The 16607-nt window shown below is 66.9% G+C and carries 14 protein-coding genes; 7 read left to right on the forward strand and 7 right to left on the reverse strand.

The window, feature by feature from the left end:
- Window positions 1–39 precede the first annotated feature (39 nt).
- Window positions 40–945, forward strand: coding sequence for a LysR family transcriptional regulator (locus AC07VL_RS05720; protein WP_494804977.1), 906 nt, complete (start codon window positions 40–42; stop codon window positions 943–945).
- A gap of 112 nt (window positions 946–1057) precedes the next feature.
- Window positions 1058–1459 (forward strand): ribosomal maturation YjgA family protein, encoded by a 402-nt coding sequence (locus AC07VL_RS05725; protein ID WP_494804978.1) that lies wholly within the window; start codon window positions 1058–1060, stop codon window positions 1457–1459.
- A 6-nt stretch (window positions 1460–1465) separates the two neighbouring features.
- On the opposite strand, the gene AC07VL_RS05730 is transcribed toward AC07VL_RS05725, so the two are convergent.
- From AC07VL_RS05730 to AC07VL_RS05745, 4 genes are read right to left on the reverse strand one after another with little or no spacing between them, the layout of a single operon-like run.
- Window positions 1466–4294 carry a M16 family metallopeptidase gene (locus AC07VL_RS05730; protein ID WP_494804979.1) on the reverse strand — a complete coding sequence of 943 codons (2829 nt, stop codon included), beginning with the start codon at window positions 4292–4294 and terminating at the stop codon, window positions 1466–1468.
- A 30-nt stretch (window positions 4295–4324) separates the two neighbouring features.
- Entirely contained in the window at window positions 4325–4735 is a 411-nt protein-coding gene (locus AC07VL_RS05735) for a hypothetical protein (protein ID WP_494804980.1), read from the reverse strand.
- Complete coding sequence (locus AC07VL_RS05740) at window positions 4736–5464, reverse strand: P-loop NTPase family protein (protein WP_290604924.1); 729 nt, start codon at window positions 5462–5464, stop codon at window positions 4736–4738. It abuts the gene before it with no gap.
- A gap of 45 nt (window positions 5465–5509) precedes the next feature.
- A complete protein-coding gene (locus AC07VL_RS05745) occupies window positions 5510–6439 on the reverse strand; it encodes a metallophosphoesterase family protein (RefSeq protein WP_494804981.1) in 930 nt (309 codons plus the stop codon).
- A 221-nt stretch (window positions 6440–6660) separates the two neighbouring features.
- Between AC07VL_RS05745 and AC07VL_RS05750 the strand changes: the two genes are divergently transcribed.
- Complete coding sequence (locus AC07VL_RS05750) at window positions 6661–8430, forward strand: GGDEF domain-containing protein (protein ID WP_494804982.1); 1770 nt, start codon at window positions 6661–6663, stop codon at window positions 8428–8430.
- Here the strand turns inward: AC07VL_RS05750 and AC07VL_RS05755 are convergent.
- The gene (locus AC07VL_RS05755) at window positions 8423–8905 is read right to left on the reverse strand and encodes a CinA family protein (RefSeq protein ID WP_494804983.1); all 483 of its coding nucleotides are present in this window, start codon (window positions 8903–8905) and stop codon (window positions 8423–8425) included. The two genes, AC07VL_RS05750 and AC07VL_RS05755, sit on opposite strands and share 8 nt — an antisense overlap.
- A 223-nt stretch (window positions 8906–9128) precedes the next feature.
- Between AC07VL_RS05755 and AC07VL_RS05760 the strand changes: the two genes are divergently transcribed.
- The 3 genes from AC07VL_RS05760 to AC07VL_RS05770 are packed head-to-tail and all read left to right on the forward strand — an operon-like array spanning window position 9129 to window position 14350.
- Window positions 9129–9746: a TOL_0243 family YfiR-like periplasmic protein gene (locus AC07VL_RS05760; RefSeq protein ID WP_494804984.1), complete on the forward strand. Its 618-nt coding sequence runs from the start codon at window positions 9129–9131 to the stop codon at window positions 9744–9746.
- Complete coding sequence (locus AC07VL_RS05765; RefSeq protein WP_494804985.1) at window positions 9747–11777, forward strand: sensor histidine kinase, YfiR-like protein-associated; 2031 nt, start codon at window positions 9747–9749, stop codon at window positions 11775–11777.
- A complete protein-coding gene (locus AC07VL_RS05770) occupies window positions 11774–14350 on the forward strand; it encodes an EAL domain-containing protein (RefSeq protein ID WP_494804986.1) in 2577 nt (858 codons plus the stop codon). Before AC07VL_RS05765 ends, AC07VL_RS05770 begins: the two co-directional genes overlap by 4 nt.
- Before the next feature lie 3 nt (window positions 14351–14353).
- Here AC07VL_RS05770 and thiL read toward each other — a convergent pair whose 3' ends face one another.
- Window positions 14354–15334 (reverse strand): thiamine-phosphate kinase, encoded by a 981-nt coding sequence (gene thiL, locus AC07VL_RS05775; protein WP_494804987.1) that lies wholly within the window; start codon window positions 15332–15334, stop codon window positions 14354–14356.
- A gap of 55 nt (window positions 15335–15389) precedes the next feature.
- On the opposite strand from thiL, the gene AC07VL_RS05780 reads away from it, so the two are divergent.
- Window positions 15390–16016 carry a hypothetical protein gene (locus tag AC07VL_RS05780; RefSeq protein WP_494804988.1) on the forward strand — a complete coding sequence of 209 codons (627 nt, stop codon included), beginning with the start codon at window positions 15390–15392 and terminating at the stop codon, window positions 16014–16016.
- On the opposite strand, the gene AC07VL_RS05785 is transcribed toward AC07VL_RS05780, so the two are convergent.
- Window positions 16013–16534 (reverse strand): MarR family winged helix-turn-helix transcriptional regulator, encoded by a 522-nt coding sequence (locus tag AC07VL_RS05785; protein ID WP_494804989.1) that lies wholly within the window; start codon window positions 16532–16534, stop codon window positions 16013–16015. The two genes, AC07VL_RS05780 and AC07VL_RS05785, sit on opposite strands and share 4 nt — an antisense overlap.
- Window positions 16535–16607 lie beyond the last annotated feature (73 nt).

Raw genomic sequence — 16607 nt, forward strand, 5'->3', positions numbered from 1 at the left:
GACTATCTCATTGAAGAACATTTATGAGTTGAATTCACAATGGCCAGACTGGATGTCAACCGTTCCGGCGAGCTGGAAGTGTTCGTGCGCGTGGTCGAGCTGGGCGGCTTTTCCGCCGCCGCGCGCGCTTGCGGCATGACGCCGTCGGCCGTCAGCAAGCTTGTCTCGCGGCTGGAAGAGCGCCTCGGCGCGCGCCTGCTGAACCGCTCCACGCGCCAGCTGCAGCTGACGGCCGAGGGCTGCGGCCTGTATGAACGTGGCACGCAGGTGCTGGCGGCGCTGGACGAGGCCGAGCGCTGCGCCGGCGTGCAGGATGTACCGCGCGGCAAGATCAAGGTGAATGCGAACGTGCCCTTCGGCCAGCATTTCCTGCTGCCGCTGGCGCCGCTGTTCCTGGAGCGCTATCCCGAGGTGACGCTCGACATCGTGCTGACCGATGCCGTGGTCGATATCCTCGAGCAGCGCACGGACGTGGCCGTGCGGGCCGGCCCCCTGAAAAGCTCCAGCCTGCTGGCGCGCAAGCTGGGCCAGACGCGCATGGCGATCGTGGCAGCGCCCGCCTACCTGGCGCGGCGCGGCACGCCGCGGGTGCCCGCCGATCTCGCGTCGCACAACTTGCTCGACGCTAATTACGCGCGCGCCCGTTCGGGCTGGCCGCTGCGCCTGCCCGACGGCGACATCGTCGTGCCTGTCATTGGCAATGCCCAGGCCAGCGATGGCGAAGCCTTGCGGCAACTGGCGCTGGCGGGACTGGGATTGGCGCGCCTGGCCGCCTTCCAGGTGCGCGCCGATATCGCCGCCGGGCGGCTACTGGCGCTGCTGGAGGCGTACAACCCGGGCGACAGCGAGGACGTGCATGCCGTGTTCGTGGGGCAGGGCGGGCACGTGCCGCTGCGCGTGCGCATCTTCCTCGATTTCCTGGCGGAACATGTCGACCTGGGGTGAGCGTGCCCAGGCGCAATAGGCTACAGGCGGACACGGCCGCGCAGTACAATATCGGCATACAACAAATACGGTCCGCAATGGTTCGGCCCGTATCGTGTCTCTGAATGGAAATATGTTCCTGGTAAAACCTGAACGCCGCCGCCTGCTGCAGCTGGGCGCGACCGTGGCTGTCATCGCGCTGGGCCTGGCCTCGCGCGCCTTTCCCCAATTCGTTCCCGCCGCGCTCGGCAAGTATCCGGGCGACGCCCTGTGGGCCATGATGATCGTCTTTGCCCTGGGCGCCATCGCTACGCGCATGCGCACGTGGCCGCTGGCGCTGATAGCGCTGCTGATCTGTTTTGCCGTCGAATTCGGCCAGCTGGTCCAGGCGCCCTGGCTCGTCGCGCTGCGCGCCCATCCGCTGGGGCACCTGGTGCTCGGTTCCACCTTCGGCTGGGGCGATTTGATCGCCTATACGGCCGGGGTGGCGATCGCGGCGCTGGTGGATACAGCGGCGCTGTTCAAGCGCCGCTGAACCCGATTACTTGACGTTACCCTCCTTGACGTTACCCTCGGCATCGCGCAGTTCCACGGGCGCCAGCTTGAGCTTGCTCAATTGCGGGGCGATCTTCGCCTGGTCGCCCACGCCGATGACGATCAGCTTTTCCGGCTGCAGGTATTTCTTCGCCATCTGCTGCACCTGCTTGTCCGTCACGCCCGCAAAGCGCTGCGGCAAGGTGCTGTAATAGTCGAGGCCCAGGCCGTAGATATACGTGTTGGCCATGCTGCTGCTGATGCTGGCATTTGTCTCGAACTGGCCCGGCAGCGACAGCACCTGCGAATTGCGCGCATTCGACAATTCCTTGGCCGTGAGCGGCTTGGCGATCATGGCGCGGATTTCCTTGAAGGTTTCCGACACGGCCGGCCCCGTCACGTCGGTGCGCACGCCGGCGGCAATCGAGAACGGTCCCGGCTGGCTGCGATACTGGAATTGCGAGCGCACGCCATACGTGTAGCCCTTCTCTTCGCGCAGGTTATTGCTCAGCCGGCTGGTAAACAGGCCGCCCAGCGCCGCGTTCATCACTTGCAGCGGCGCATAGTCGGGCGTGGCGCGGGCCACGGCGATGGTCGACAGGCGCACGGCCGTTTGCGGCGCGCCCGGCTTGTCGACGAGGATCAGCCGCGCTTTCGTCGTCTGCGGCGCCGCCACCACCGGGGCCGCCACTGCGCCCGCCTTCCAGCTGCCGAACTTGGCTTCGGCCAGGCTCTTCAATTCCGCCGCGCCGATGTCGCCCGAGACGATCAGGGCCGCATTGTTGGGCACGTAATGCTGCTGCCAGAACGCCTGCAGGTCGGCGCGGCGGGTGGCTTTCAGGGCCGCTTCCGTGCCCAGCTGGATATAGCCGTACGGATGCTGCGGACCGTACAGGGCCGCCGCTTCCACGCGGGCCGCCACGGCCGCCGCGTTTTCGCGCTGCTGCGCCAGTTCGCCGAGGCGGCTGGCGCGCTGGCGTTCCACTTCCTCTTGCGGGAATTTCGGGTGCTGCACCACATCGGCCAGCACGTCGAGCGCTTGCGGGAAGGTGGTTTTCAGCGAGGTCAGCTGGGCGAACGAGGCATCCGCGCCGGAACCCGTGCCGAGGAAAGCGCCGAGTTGCGCCACGTCATCGGCGATCTGCGGCGCGCTGCGCGTACTGGTGCCTTCCTGCAGCAATTGCGCCGTAAAGCTCGATAAGCCCGGCTGCGCCAGCGGATTGGCGCCCGAGCCGCTCTTGATGACCAGCTGGCTGGAGACGAGCGGCACGGCCGGGTTGTAATTGTGGATCACGGTCAAGCCATTGCTCAGGGTGAAGGACGTCGCTTGCGGCAGAACAAGCTTTGGCGCGGGACCGGCCTTCGGCACCGCGTTGCGCCACGGCTCGTCCGCGTTGATGGCCGTGCCTGGCGCAGGTTTGACCTTGCCCGGCGCGGGCGTCGCCACTTCCGGACCCAGGTCCGGCTTGCCCGGCACGCCATACACGACCACGCGTGACTGCTTCTTCAGGTAGGTGTCGACGGCGCGCTGCACGCCGGCCGCCGTCACCTGGCGGTAGCGTTCGATATCCTTGGCCAGGTAGCCGGGATCGCCCAGGTACTGGTTGTACTGGTTCATCATGTTGGCATTGCCGCCCACTTTTTCCACCTGACTCAGCATGCTCGTCTCGATGCTGTTGCGGGCCCGCTCGAGTTCCTTCTCGCTGGGCCCCTGGGCGCGCAACTGTTCCAGTTCCGCCTGCATGGCTTGCTCGATTTCCTCGGGCTGGTGGCCGGGACGGGCCGTCACGTCGAGGGTGAACACGGAGGTGAGGGCGTTCGAACTCTGGTTGGCGCCCACGTCCTGCGCGATCTGCTTGTCGTACACCAGGGATTTATACAGGCGGCTGGACTTGCCGCCGGCCAGGATCTGCGCGGCCATCGACAGTTCCGCATCGTCAGGGGCATAGGCGGACGGCGTCAGCCAGGCCATGAAGACGCGCGGCAGTTCGACCCGGTCCTGCACCACGATGCGGCGTTCCTGCGTGATGGGCGGCGTCACGACGTCGAGCTTGGCCACGGCGGGGCCGCTCTTGAAGCTGCCGAAGTACTTGTTGACCAGTTCCTTGGTCTTCGCCTTGTCGATGTCGCCCGCGATCACCAGGCTGGCGTTGTTGGGGCCATAGTATTTGGTGAAGAATTCCTTGATGTCAGCCAGTTTCGCGTTCTGGATGTCCGCATGCGAACCGATGACGCTGGCGTAATACGGATGGGTCTTCGGAAACAGCTGGTGGTACAGGGCTTCCTGCACGATGCCGTAGGGCGCGTTCTCCACGCTCTGGCGGCGCTCGTTGCGCACCACGTCCTGCTGGTTCGTCAGCGCCGTCTGGTCGAGCACGTCGAGCAGGTAGCCCATGCGGTCGGAATGGGCCCACAGGGCCAGCTCCAGCTGGTTCGACGGCACCGTGTCGAAATAATTGGTGCGGTCGAAATCCGTGCTGCCGTTCGAATCCGTGGCGCCCGCTCCCTCCAGCAGCTGGTCGGCCATGCCGCGCGGCACGTGCTTGGTGGCGGCAAACATCATGTGCTCGAACAGGTGGGCAAAGCCCGTCAGCCCCGGCGCTTCATTCGCCGGTCCCACGTGGTACCAGATGTTGACGGCCGTGACGGGCAATTTATGGTCTTCCACGAGGATCACGTCGAGCCCGTTCGGCAGCGTGTATTTTTCGTAGGCAACATTTGGCACGGCCGTGGCTGCCGTTGCGGCAGCGGCGCCGGCGGCGTGGGCGAGCGTGAGCGGGGCGCCGTACAGCGACAGCATCAGGGCGGGTATGGCCAGCAGTTTGATCGGTTTCATGCGTGCTTCCAGAGAGGGGTTGGTAGGATGCTACGGTTGGCTTGTGGCTTGCGTGGGGGGCGCCGCGGGCGTGCTCTTGTAGAGCAGCGCCGCGCCGCCCAGCACCAGCAGGGCGCTGGCGAGGGAAACGATGGCGGCGGCGCCCAGCAGGCGCCATTCGCGCGGCGTGAAGCCGGCCGGCCCGGCCGGCGCTGGCGCGGGCACGGGCGTCTGCGGCACCGGCGATGGCGGGGCGGCCGCCGGCAGGGGCGGCAGGCCGCCCGCCGCGCGCGCCTGCGCCGCCAGCGCCTGCGTGGCCCCTTCCAGCAGGGCCAGCTGGCGCCCGACGGTTTCCGCCAGCACCGCTTCGTTCAGCGCCACCAGGGCGAATATCGGGTCATCGACGTCGACCTTGATGCCCGTCTTGTCGAACACGTGCGTGCGCAGTTTATGCGGGTCCATCTACCACTGCACCTTGTCGAGCTGTTCGAAGATGTCGCGGTAGACGACCTTGATGCGCTGCTTTTCCATGATGTTGAACTTGTCATTCTGCAGCACTTCCTGCATCGTCAGGCGCGCCGTGTTCATCTTCTTGACGTCGGCGCCGAAGGTGTCGGGATTGCGCTGGCTCAAGGTGATGCTGCCTTTCACGCGCGCGCGGTTGTCGGCATACGATTGCGATTCGATGAACTGCTTGCCGGACGCCGATTGCAGCAGGCCGAAGTGCTCGTTCTGCCACAGCACCAGCGGCACCTTCGTCGATTGCGCCGTGGCAACAAAGCCCGTGGCCGTGTCGTGCAGGGTGTCGCCGCCGCCGACGATGGTGTGGATGTAGACCTTGCGGCCCGATTCTTCCAGCAGGGAAAAACAGTCGTTTTCCAGCAGATAGCCCATCAGCGGCGAAAAGGTGTTGGCGCCATTGTCGACCACGCAGTTGCCATCGTCTTCGAGGATGTCGATCATCAGCGCGTCGAAGCGCTTCGGGTCGATGTTGCGCGCGTCCGTCATCACGGGCACGTGTTTGACATTCATCGCCTTGTAGCGCGAAAAGGTGGCGTTTTCCTGATCGGTGTCATAGCAGCGCAGGGGCGTGCTGTCCTTGCCGCCCATCCATTGCGCCAGCAGGGTCGAGACGAGGGTCTTGCCGATGCCACCCTTGCCCTGCAGGATGAAATGTACCGTGTTTTGCATTGCGACTACTCCAGGTTGTTGCGTCAGTTGCGTCAGAAATCGGGATCAGTGACAGCGGGCCATGCCGCTGTCGGGGGCCGGGCGCTGCACTTGCCCGTCGTCGGGCACGCCCAGGTATTGCCAGCTGTAGCCATCGTCGTGCAGGCGCAGCTTCAGCACGCCATGGCTGCTGTTGTCGCGCATTTCACTGTGCGGCATCAGGTAAAAGAAGGGCGTGAGGAAGGCGCCGCCCGTGCCGACGACGAACTGGCGCACGCCGCGCTGCGTGTCGACCTTGCCTTGCGCATCCTGCGGCGCGAAGCGTTCGTAGTCGTGGTCATGCCCCGACAGCACCAGTTCCGCGCCCGCGTCATACAGGGCTTGCCAGGCCGGCTGCATGGTGTTCGGCGCGATATGCCCGCCGGAACTGTACAGCGGCGCATGCCAGTAGGCGAGGGTGCAGCGCCGCGGGTGGCGCGCCAGGTCGTCCTGCAGCCAGGCCAGCTGTTTCGCCAGGCGCGCGGCCGGCAGGTGGCTGTTGAGGGAAATCACGTGCCAGGCGCCCAGTTCAAAGCTGTAGTAGTCGGGGCGGCCGAAATAGGCGGCATAGCCGCTGGCCTCCCGCGAGCCGTAGTATTCATGGTTGCCCGGGGTGGGGAAGGTGCGCTCCTTGAAGCGGCCCCAGGTGGGAGCGTAGCAATCGCGAAATTCCCCCGCCAGGCCCGCCGGATAGGTATGGTCTCCCAGGCTCAGCACGGCTGCCCGGGGCTTGTCGGCCAGTTCGCCCGCGATCAGGTCGGCCGTCTGCGCCGCTCCCGTGTAGGCCCAGCCCCGCTGGCGGCAGTCGGCGATGTCGCCGGCCGCGTACACGGTGTAGGCGGGACCTTGCAAGGGCGGGCCGGCCAGTTCCTGTCCCGCCGGCGCGGCGGCGCAGCCGGCAAGCAGCAGCAGGCAGGGCAGTGGCAGGCAAAGGGGCGGGCGCGTGAACAGGGTCATGAAGGCGGCGTGGCGGGGGCGTCTGGCGATGCTTGAGAATAGTTCTTTTTGACATATTGGGCAACCATGGCGCTGTCCCATGGCAACTGGCATTTTTACCACAATCCTTTGCAAAGTTGCCATGGGGAAGAACGAATCTGGTTATGATGTTAATCAGGATACCATTGTTGCAGAGCAATTTTTGTGTGAACCATCCACGCCAGAGTGTGCATGAGGAAGCAGTGCCGATCTCCAGTCTCGATAAAGCCGACATAGACCGCCTGAATCAGCAGGCCCTGTCTTGCCTCGTCGGCAACCGCCGCCAGGCGCGGCGGCTGGCACAGATGGCGCTGGCGGCGGCGCAGCGCCAGCAGTATGGACGCGGCGCCGCGTATGCGGAACTCAATCATTGCTGGCTGGCCTATTACGGGGGCGAGGCCGAACCGCCGTGCGGCGGCTTGCGCGATTATTTCCGGCAGACGGGCGACCTCGAAGGCGGCATGGAGGTCGCCGCCCTGCAGGGCGCGTATGCGAGCCGGCGCGGCGACTTCGCCGAGGCGGAGCAGCATTTCCTGCAGGCGCGCACCCAGGCCGCGCAGATTCCCGACTCGCTGCACAAGTTCATGCTGTATGCGCGGCTGGGCGTCGATGCCCTGAACCGCGGCGACACGCAGGACGGCCCGCGCAACTTCCTGCTGGCGCTCGACATCGCCGAGCGCTTCGGCAGCCCCGCGCACCGGGTCAACAGCCTGTCGAACCTGGCGTCGTCGCAGCACGACCTGGGCAATGACGAAGACGCCATCCCCCTGCTGGTCGAGGCGCTCGAGATCATCGGCACGCAAAAGCTCAAATACCAGCAAACCATCGTCTCGGCCAACCTGGCCATGTGTTTATTGGCCACGGGCAAGCCGGCCGAGGCGCTGGCGCTGGTCGAGCCGTTCTATGAGTGGCCGGAAGAAGACCTGGCCATCCGCGCCTTCCTGTTCTGCATTGCTGCCCACGCCGCCATCCTGCTGCAGCAGTCGGCCAGCGCCCTGCAACTGCTGCTGCGCGCCGAGGATTATGCGCGCCGGGGCCAGGACCTGGAAGAGCAGATGCATGCGTGGCTGGTGCGCGGCAAGCTGGACCTGGACGCGGGCCAGACGGCGCAGGCGCTGGCTTCGCTGACGCAGGCGCACAGCCTGCTGAGCTGGACGCGCAATCCGTTTCACCAGCAGCAGATCCTGCGCGGGCTGGCCGAGATCAACGCCCGGCTGGGGCAATGGCAGGCCGCCTATGGCTATCTGCAGCAATACCAGGCCGCGTTCGAGGCCAGCAGCAAGTCGGCGCGCGCCTCGCGCAGCCTGATGCGCAACCTGGAAAAGGAAATGCACAGCCTGAAGGCCGAGCGCGACAAGGCGCTGGAGCTGCAGGCGGCGCGCGAGTCGGAAAACCTCAAGCTCGAGCACCTGAACCGCGAGCTGGCGCACCAGATCCTGCACGTCAACTCCCTGCAGGACAGCCTGAAGGAGCAGGCCATGCGCGACCACCTGACGGGTCTGTACAACCGCCGCCATTTCGAAACCTGCCTGAACGCCATCCTGCACGAGGCCGACGCCCAGGCGCCCGTGACCATCGCCATCATCGACCTGGACTTCTTCAAGCGCGTCAACGACACCTTCGGCCACAATTTTGGCGACGAGGTGCTGATCCAGTTTGCGCGCCTGGTGGAAAGCCAGCTGCGCGGCAGCGACATGCTGTGCCGCTACGGCGGCGAGGAGTTCTGCCTGCTGTTGCGCGAAGCCGACAGCGTCATCGCCGCGCACAAGATCGACGATATCGCCGCGCGCTACCGCCAGCTGCTGATCCGCCAGGCGCCGCACAGCTTGACGGGCTGCACCTTTTCGGCCGGCATCGCCGAATACCCGCGCCACGGTGCGGGCCGCCACGAATTGCTGATGCGCGCCGACAGCGCCCTGTATGCGGCGAAACAGGCGGGGCGCGACCGCGCCTGCGTTGCCGACGTTACTTGATAAAGCGCAATAGTCCCTGCAGGGCATGAATGACGGCCTGTTCGCGCACGGCTTGCCGGTCGCCCGCAAACACCAGCCGTTCCGTGTGCACGTGGCCGGCGCGGGCCCAGCCGAAGCAGACGGTGCCGACGGGCTTGCCGGGCACGCCGCCCGTGGGGCCGGCGATACCCGTGGTCGAGACGGCCACCTGGGCGTCGCTGTGGGCCAGGGTGCCCTGCGCCATGGCGGCGGCCACTTCCTCGCTGACGGCGCCATGCGCGGCGATCAGGTCGGCCGGCACGCCCAGCATGGCGGTCTTGGCGGCGTTCGAATAGGTGACGAAGCCCCGCTCGAACCAGGCGCTGGAGCCGCCGACATCGGTGACGGCCTGCGCCACGCCGCCGCCCGTGCACGATTCGGCCGTGGCCAGCAGCAGGCCGCGGGCCTGCAAGGCGTGGCCGACGGCGGTGGAAAGGGGGAAGAGCGCGTTGTCCATGCGGGATGCCTGTGTGCGGTGGGGGAGGAAGCGTGACTGTAGCATGGCGTTCGGTAAAAGAAACTTTCCCCGGTATCGGCGAAAATGCGTACACTCTTTTATACATTTGCTACCAATATGGGCAGGCAGGCGGTCTGCCGCCGCGCCGCCCTGGTTCGCATCGCCCGAATAGGGACGCGGCATGGCGCCGCGCCTTCGAATGCATTATCTTTACTCGGTTGTCATGGCATTTCTGAACTGGACCTGGCGGCAGCAGCGCGGCCCCCTGCGTAGCCCCTTGCGTGGCGCCGGCCGCGGCCCTCTCCGCTGGGGCTGGCTATTGCTGCTGCTGGGCGCCCTGTGCGCCGAAGCGGGGGCACAGGTGCCAGCCGAGCTGGAACGCCAGGTGAAGGCGGCGTATCTGTACAAGTTTGCCGGGTTTGTCGAATGGCCCGATGGCAGTTTTGCCCGGCCCGATGCGCCGCTGGTGATCGGCGTGGCCGGCGCCGATGCGCTGGCCGAGCAGCTGGAGCTGAGCGTGGCCGGGCACAGCGTCAACGGGCGCAGCGTGCAGGTGAAGAAAGTGCGGCGCGGCGAGCCGCTGGCCGGCCTGCATGTGCTGTACCTGGGCGCGCTGGACAAGGCGACGCTGCAGGAGATGCTGGCCGCCAGCCGTGGCCTGGCGTTGCTGACGGTCTCCGATTCCGATGAGGTCTATGCCATGGGCAGCATGATCAATTTTGTGATGGCCGAAGACAAGGTGCGCTTCGACGTGGCCCTGAAACCCGTGGCGCAGGCGCATATCCGCATCAGCGCGCGCATGCTGCTGGCCGCCTACCGCGTGCAGACGGGAGGCGCCTAGATGATACGGCTGCGCTCCATCCGCCGCAAGCTGATGTCGGTGGTCCTGCTGACCACCCTGGTGGCGCTCGTCATCTCGCTGGGCACCATCGTCGTGTACGACCTGCGCGTCTACCACCGCAACCTGGTGGCCGACATCAGTACCCAGGCCGAGCTGCTGGGGCACATGAGTTCGGCCGCGCTGGCCTTCGACGACGAGCGCCTGGCGCTGGAAAACCTCAACCTGATGCGCATCCGCCCGCGCGTGACGGCCGGCGCCCTGTACAAGGCCGACGGCAGCCTGTTTGCCAGCTACCGCGCCAACGAGGGCGTGGGCGCGCTGCCGGCGCAGGTGGGCAAGGAAGGCGAAAGCATCGCCGGCAATTCCGTGGAATTGTTCAAGCCCATCGTCGACAATGGCGAGCTGCTGGGCACGGTGTACCTGCGCGCCGACTATGAACTGGCGGGCCGCACGGCCGATTACCTGGCCATCGCCCTGGGCGTGACGGTGCTGGCGCTGCTGGTGGCCCTGCTGCTGCTGCGCCGCCTCGACTACGTCATCACCCAGCCCATCCTCGACATCGCCGACGTGGCGCGCGAAGTCATCGAGACGGGCGACTATTCGCGCCGCGCGCGCAAGCTCAGCGCCGACGAGGTGGCGCAGCTGGTCGATTCCTTCAACAAGATGCTGGCCGAGATCGAACTGCGCACGCAGGCGCTGGAGCGCTCGAACGGCGAACTGGCGCGCGAGGCCGAGCAGCGCGCCCAGGCGCAGCAGGAAGTCATGCGCCTGAACCAGGAGCTGGAAGTGCGCGTGCATGAACGCACGGTGCAGCTGGAAATGACGAATGGCGAGCTGGCCATGGCGATGGAAGAGGCGCGCAGCGCCAACTATGCCAAGTCGGCCTTCCTGTCGTCGATGAGCCATGAATTGCGCACGCCCCTGAATGCCATCCTCGGCTTCGCGCAAATCCTCAGCTCCGACCGCCTGCCGTCGACCCTGGCGCAAAAGAAGGAATTCGCCGGCCACATCCTGAAATCGGGGCGCCACTTGCTGACATTGATCAATGAAATCCTCGACCTGGCGAAGGTCGAGTCGGGCACGGTGAACCTGTCGCTGGAACCGGTGGCGCTGGACGCCATCCTGCTGGAATGCCGAGACATGATCGCGCCGCTGGCCAGCCAGCGCGGCATCGGCATGACCTTCCCCGATGCCTGCCTCCTGAACGTGCTGGCCGACCGCACGCGCCTCAAGCAGATCCTGCTGAACCTGCTGTCGAATGCGCTCAAGTACAACCGCGAGCATGGCGAAGTGCACATCGCCTGCGCGCCGCAGCCGGGCGGGCGCGTGCGCATCAGCGTGCGCGACACGGGCATGGGCCTCGCTGGCGAGCAGGTGGCGCTGCTGTTCCAGCCCTTCAACCGCCTGGGCCAGGAAGGCGGCACGGAAGAGGGCAGCGGCATCGGCCTGGTCGTCACCAAGCGCCTGGTGGAACTGATGGATGGCCACATCGGCGTGAGCAGCGAGGCGGGCGTGGGCAGCACCTTCTGGATCGAGCTGCGCGCGGCAGCCAGCGTGCCCGAGCCCGTGCCGGCGGGCCTGCCGCGGCCGGACCTGGCCGGCGCCCTGCTCGACAACAGCGCCCCTGTCACCCTGCTGTACGTGGAAGACAATCCCGCCAACCTGATCCTGGTCGAGGAAATCGTGCGCTACTGCCCGCAATTGCAGCTGCTGACGGCCAGGGATGGCCGCCTGGGCGTGGAGATGGCGCGCAGCCAGTTGCCGCAGCTGATCTTGATGGATATCAACTTGCCGCACATTAATGGCACCGATGCCTTGCAGCTGCTGCGCGCCGACCCGCGCACGGCGCATATCCCCGTCATCGCCCTGACGGCCAACGCCATGCCGGGCGACGTCGAGCGCAGCATGGCGATGGGCTTCTACCGCTACCTGACCAAGCCGATCAACCTCGAGGAATTTACCGAGGCGATCAACAGCACGCTGGCCTACGTGGCGCAGCAGCGCCGGCAGAAAGGCGCGGGCGCGCCATGATCAGCCAGGCCGACATCTATGGCGCCAAGATCCTCGTCGTCGACGACCAGGAAGTCAACCTGCGCCTGCTTGAGCACCTGCTGGCCAGCGGCGGCTACACGGCCGTCACCAGCACCCTTGACGCGCGCGCCGTGGCCGGCCTGCACCAGCGCCATCAGTTCGACCTGATCATCCTCGACCTGGTGATGCCCGCCATGAGCGGCTACGCCGTGATGGATGCGCTGCGCCCGCTGGAGCTGGAAGGCTACCTGCCCGTGCTGGTGATCGCCGCCGACCCGGACGCCAAGCTGGCGGCGCTGGAGGCGGGCGCGCGCGACTTCATCAGCAAGCCCTTCGACGCGCTCGAAGTGCTCACGCGCATCCGCAACATGCTGGAAGTGCGCCTGCTGCACCGCGCCGCGCGCCACTACAACGCGCTGCTGGAACGCGCGGTGGGCCAGCGCACGGCCGAACTGCAGCGCTTCCGCGGCGCCATGGATGCCACCACGGACGCCATCTTCCTCGTCGACGTGCTGGGCATGACCCTGGTCGACGCCAACGACGGCGCCTGCCGCCTGCTCGGCTACGCGCGCGGCGAACTGCTGTCGCTGTCGCCGGGCGCCCTGCTGCCATCGCCGCCGCCGGCGCCGCTGGCCGCGCTGCAGGGCGGCTCGGCCCACCTGGCCACGGAAGTGACGGAATGCGAACTGGTGCGGCGCGACCTGGGCCTGGTGCCTGTGGAACTGGGCTGGCACTGGTATGCGCAGGCGCCTGTGGCGGGCGAGCCGGCCACGGGCGGCCTGCTGCTGATCGCCGTGGCGCGCGACATCAGCGAGCGGCGCCAGGCGCAGGAGCGCCTGAAGCACCTGGCCCATTACGACGGCCTGACGGGACTGCCGAACCGCAGCCTGTTCTACCAGACCCTGGCCCAGGCCGTCGAACTGGCGCAGGAAAAGAGCTGGCGCATCGTCGTGCTGTTCATCGCCCTCGACCGTTTTAAAAGCATCAATGACACCCTGGGCGCGGCGCTGGGCGACGAACTGCTGCGCCAGTTCAGCAACCGCCTGGTCGAATGCGTGCGCCTGCGCGACACGGTGGGACGCCTGGGCAACGACGAATTCGCGCTGATACTCACCATGAGCCGCAACCAGCAGGAAGCCGTGGCCGTGGCCAACCAGGTGCGCGAAGCCTTGAGGGCGCCGTTCGACCTGCGCGGCCACGCGGCCACCCTGACGGCCAGCATCGGCATCGCCATGTACCCGGACGACGCGCTGGATCCGGAAACGCTGATCAAATACGCGAATACGGCCATGGGCGGCGCCAAGCAGGCGGGGCGCGACGGCTACCGCTTCTTCACGGCCGGCATGAACGTGCAGGTGCTGGCGCGCCTGGACCTGGAACTGGCGCTGCGTCATGCGCTCGAGCACGAGCAGTTCATCCTGTACTACCAGCCCAAGGTGGATTTGCGCACGGGCCGCATCAGCGGCGTGGAAGCGCTGCTGCGCTGGCGCCGCCCCGGCTACGGCCTGGTGGCGCCGGCCGAATTCGTGCCGGTGCTGGAAGACACGGGCCTGATCGTGCGCGTGGGCGCCTGGGTGATCCAGGCCGCCTGCCGCCAGATCGCCGAATGGCGCGACAGCGAGGTGGGGCCCGTGCACGTGGCCGTGAACGTGTCGAGCCGCCAGTTTGCCGAGGGCGACCTGGAAGGCGAGGTGACGCGCGCGCTGGCGCAGTACAACGTGGCGCCGGAACTGCTGGAACTGGAACTGACGGAAACGGCGCTGATGTCGAATGCCGAGCGCACCATCGTCGTGCTGGGCAAGCTGAAGAAAATCGGCGTGAAGGTGGCCATCGACGATTTCGGCACCGGCTACTCGAGCCTCGCGTATCTGCAGCGCTTCCCCATCGACAAGCTGAAAATCGACATCGCCTTCGTGCGCAACATCACCAGCAACCCGAACGACGCGGCCATCGCCCTGGCCATCGTCAGCATGGCGCACAGCCTGAAGCTGAGCGTGGTGGCCGAAGGCGTGGAGTCGCGCCCGCAGCTCGAATACCTGCGGCGCAACCGCTGCGATGAAATCCAGGGCTTCTATTTCAGCCGCGCCCTGCCGGCGCTGGAGCTGGGGCAGATGATCGCCGCGGGCGCCGGCCTGCCGCCCGGCCACGATCCTGCCGCCCAGCCGGCGCAGACCTTATTGATCGTCGACGACGACGTCAACGTGCTGTCGTCGCTGCACCGCCTGTTCCGTCCCGAGGGCTACCACATCCTCACGGCCAGCACGCCGGCCGAAGGCTTCGAGATGCTGGCCCTGCACCGCGTGCACGTCATCGTCTGCGACCAGCGCATGCCCAGCATGAGCGGCACGGAATTCCTCAGCAAGGTCAAGGAACTGTACCCGGAAACCATCCGCATCATCCTCTCCGGCTACACGGGCCTGGAAGCCGTGCTCGACTCCATCAACCGGGGCGCCATCTACCGGTTTTATACGAAGCCGTGGGACGACATCCAGCTGCGCGACAACATCCGCCTGGCTTTCCAGCACTACTGGATGGTGAACCAGCCGGGGCTGGCGCGCGCGGCGCTGCGCTAGAATCTATTCACTGAAGTGGTCGAAGGAACTCAAGGCCAGGTCGAGCGGCTGCCCGGCCGCGTCCACCAGGCGCAGGCCCGGTGCCGATTCGATGCGGCCCACGCGCGTGGCCGGCGTGCCGCAGGCGATGGCCACCGCGGCGATGGCCTCGCGCGACGATGCCGGCGCCGTGAAGCACAGTTCATAGTCGTCGCCGCCGGCGGCCGTGTAGCGGCGCCGCAGGGCCGTGTCCTGCTGCGCCAGGATGGGACCGGCCGGCAGGGCGTCGACGTCGAGCGTGGCGCCCACTTGTGAAGCCTTCAGAATATGGCCCAGGTCGCCCGCCAGGCCGTCCGAGATGTCGATGGCCGCATGCGCCAGGCCCTGTTCCGCCAGCGCGCAGCCCAGCGCCACGCGCGGCGTGGGCGTGTGCATGCGCGCCGCCGCCGTCAGCAGGTCGGCGGGCGCCAGTTCCTGTTCCATGCGGTAGCCGGCCAGCGCCAGGCGCGCGTCGCCCAGGGTGCCGCTGACCCAGATATCGTCGCCCGCCACGGCCGCGCCGCGGCGCAACGCCTGGCCCGGCGCCAGTTCGCCGAACACGGTGATGCAGATATTTAAGGGGCCCTTGGTGGTGTCGCCGCCGATCAGTTCGCAATCAAACGCGTCGGCCAGGGCAAACAGGCCTTCGGCAAAGCCGGCCAGCCAGGCGCGGTCGGCCTGCGGCAGGGCCAGGGCCAGGGTGAAGGCCACGGGACGGGCGCCCATGGCGGCCAGGTCGGACAGGTTCACGGCCAGGCTCTTGTGCCCCAGCATGCGGGCATCGGCGCCGGCAAAGAAGTGCCGGTCCTCGACCAGCATGTCCGACGAGATGGCGATCTGCTTGCCCGCGCCGGGCGTCACCAGCGCGCAATCGTCGCCGATGCCCAGGGTGGCGCGGCCGGGGCGCTGGCGCACGAAATAGTGTTTGATCAGGTCGAATTCGGAAAGCGCGTCGTGTGGGGCCATGGTTCGTCTGCTGGTTGAAGGAGGGTGTGGCGCCCCTATTATAGGCTGGCCTACAATGGATGCCCCAGCCATCACCGTCCACCACCTCATGCCCCTCCACGATCTCCACGCCGTGCTGCAATCCTGCCTGGACGACGGCTGGCTGCGCGAGCCGCAGGCCGTCGGCCTGGACGCGTTCACGGCGCCGGCACTGCTGGCGCGCGGCTTTGACGAACTGTGCGATGGCCACCAGCTGTGCCTGTACGAGAACGCGCTGGTCCTGCGCCACGGCCGCCAGGCCGTGCGGGCGTTGTTCAAGGTATATCTGCAGCAGGGACGCTTGCTGGCGAACGGCCTGGAACTGGGCTATCAGCTGCGCCTGGCGTCGTTCCTGCGCGCCGCGCGGCGGCCCTTGCCGCCGTATCGCCTGCTGCTCGAGAGCGGGGCGCGCAGCGGCGCGCTGCTGTTCGACAACGGCCTGGTGCTGCAGTTTGCCGCCAATTTGCGCGGCGCGCCCCGGCATTATTTTTTGACCCTCGTCGAAGGACAGCTGCCCGACCCCGGCGCGGGCGAGATCGATCTGCGCGCCGCCAGCGCCGGCCACGTGCAGGCCCTGTACGGCAGCCATGCGCCGCACGCGCTGCAGCGGCTGGCGCGGCGCGGCCATGCGGCCCTGCGCGAGCTGGCGCGCGTGCTCGTTTAAACCTTCTTCGCCTGCGCCATGCCCAGCAGCAGCTTGGCCAGCAACTGGTCGAGCTGGCGCTGCTCGTCCCCGCTCAGCGCCGACAGCATGGCGCGCTCGTTCTCCACGTGCAGCAGCACCAGTTTTTCGATCAATTCCAGGCCACTGGGCGTGAGGGCCACCAGCACGCCGCGCCGGTCCGTCGGGTGCTTGCGGCGTTCGATCAGTCCCGCCGCTTCCAGGCGGTCGATGCGGTTGGTCATGCCGCCCGAGGACAGCATGGCCGCCTCGTACAGGGCCGTCGGCGTCAGCGCATGGGGCGCGCCCGAACGGCGCAGGGTGGCCAGCACGTCGAATTCGCCGGGCTGCAAGCCGTGCTGCGCAAACAGGGGGTTGAGCCAGTCGCGCGCCATCAGCTGCGCCACCGTGCCCAGCTGGCCCACCAGCTGCATGGCGCCGGTGTCCATCTGCGGTAGTTCGCGCTGCCATTGAGCTGCGGCAAATTGCGCGCGCGTGTGTTCTTGCGGGGTATCCGTCATGGGGCGTCCTCTGTCTATCTTAGCGTCAAGATACAAATCTATCTTTGTGTTAAGATACTTTTCATCGAGTTAT

This window comes from Janthinobacterium sp. GW821-FHT03C08, assembly GCF_059420905.1.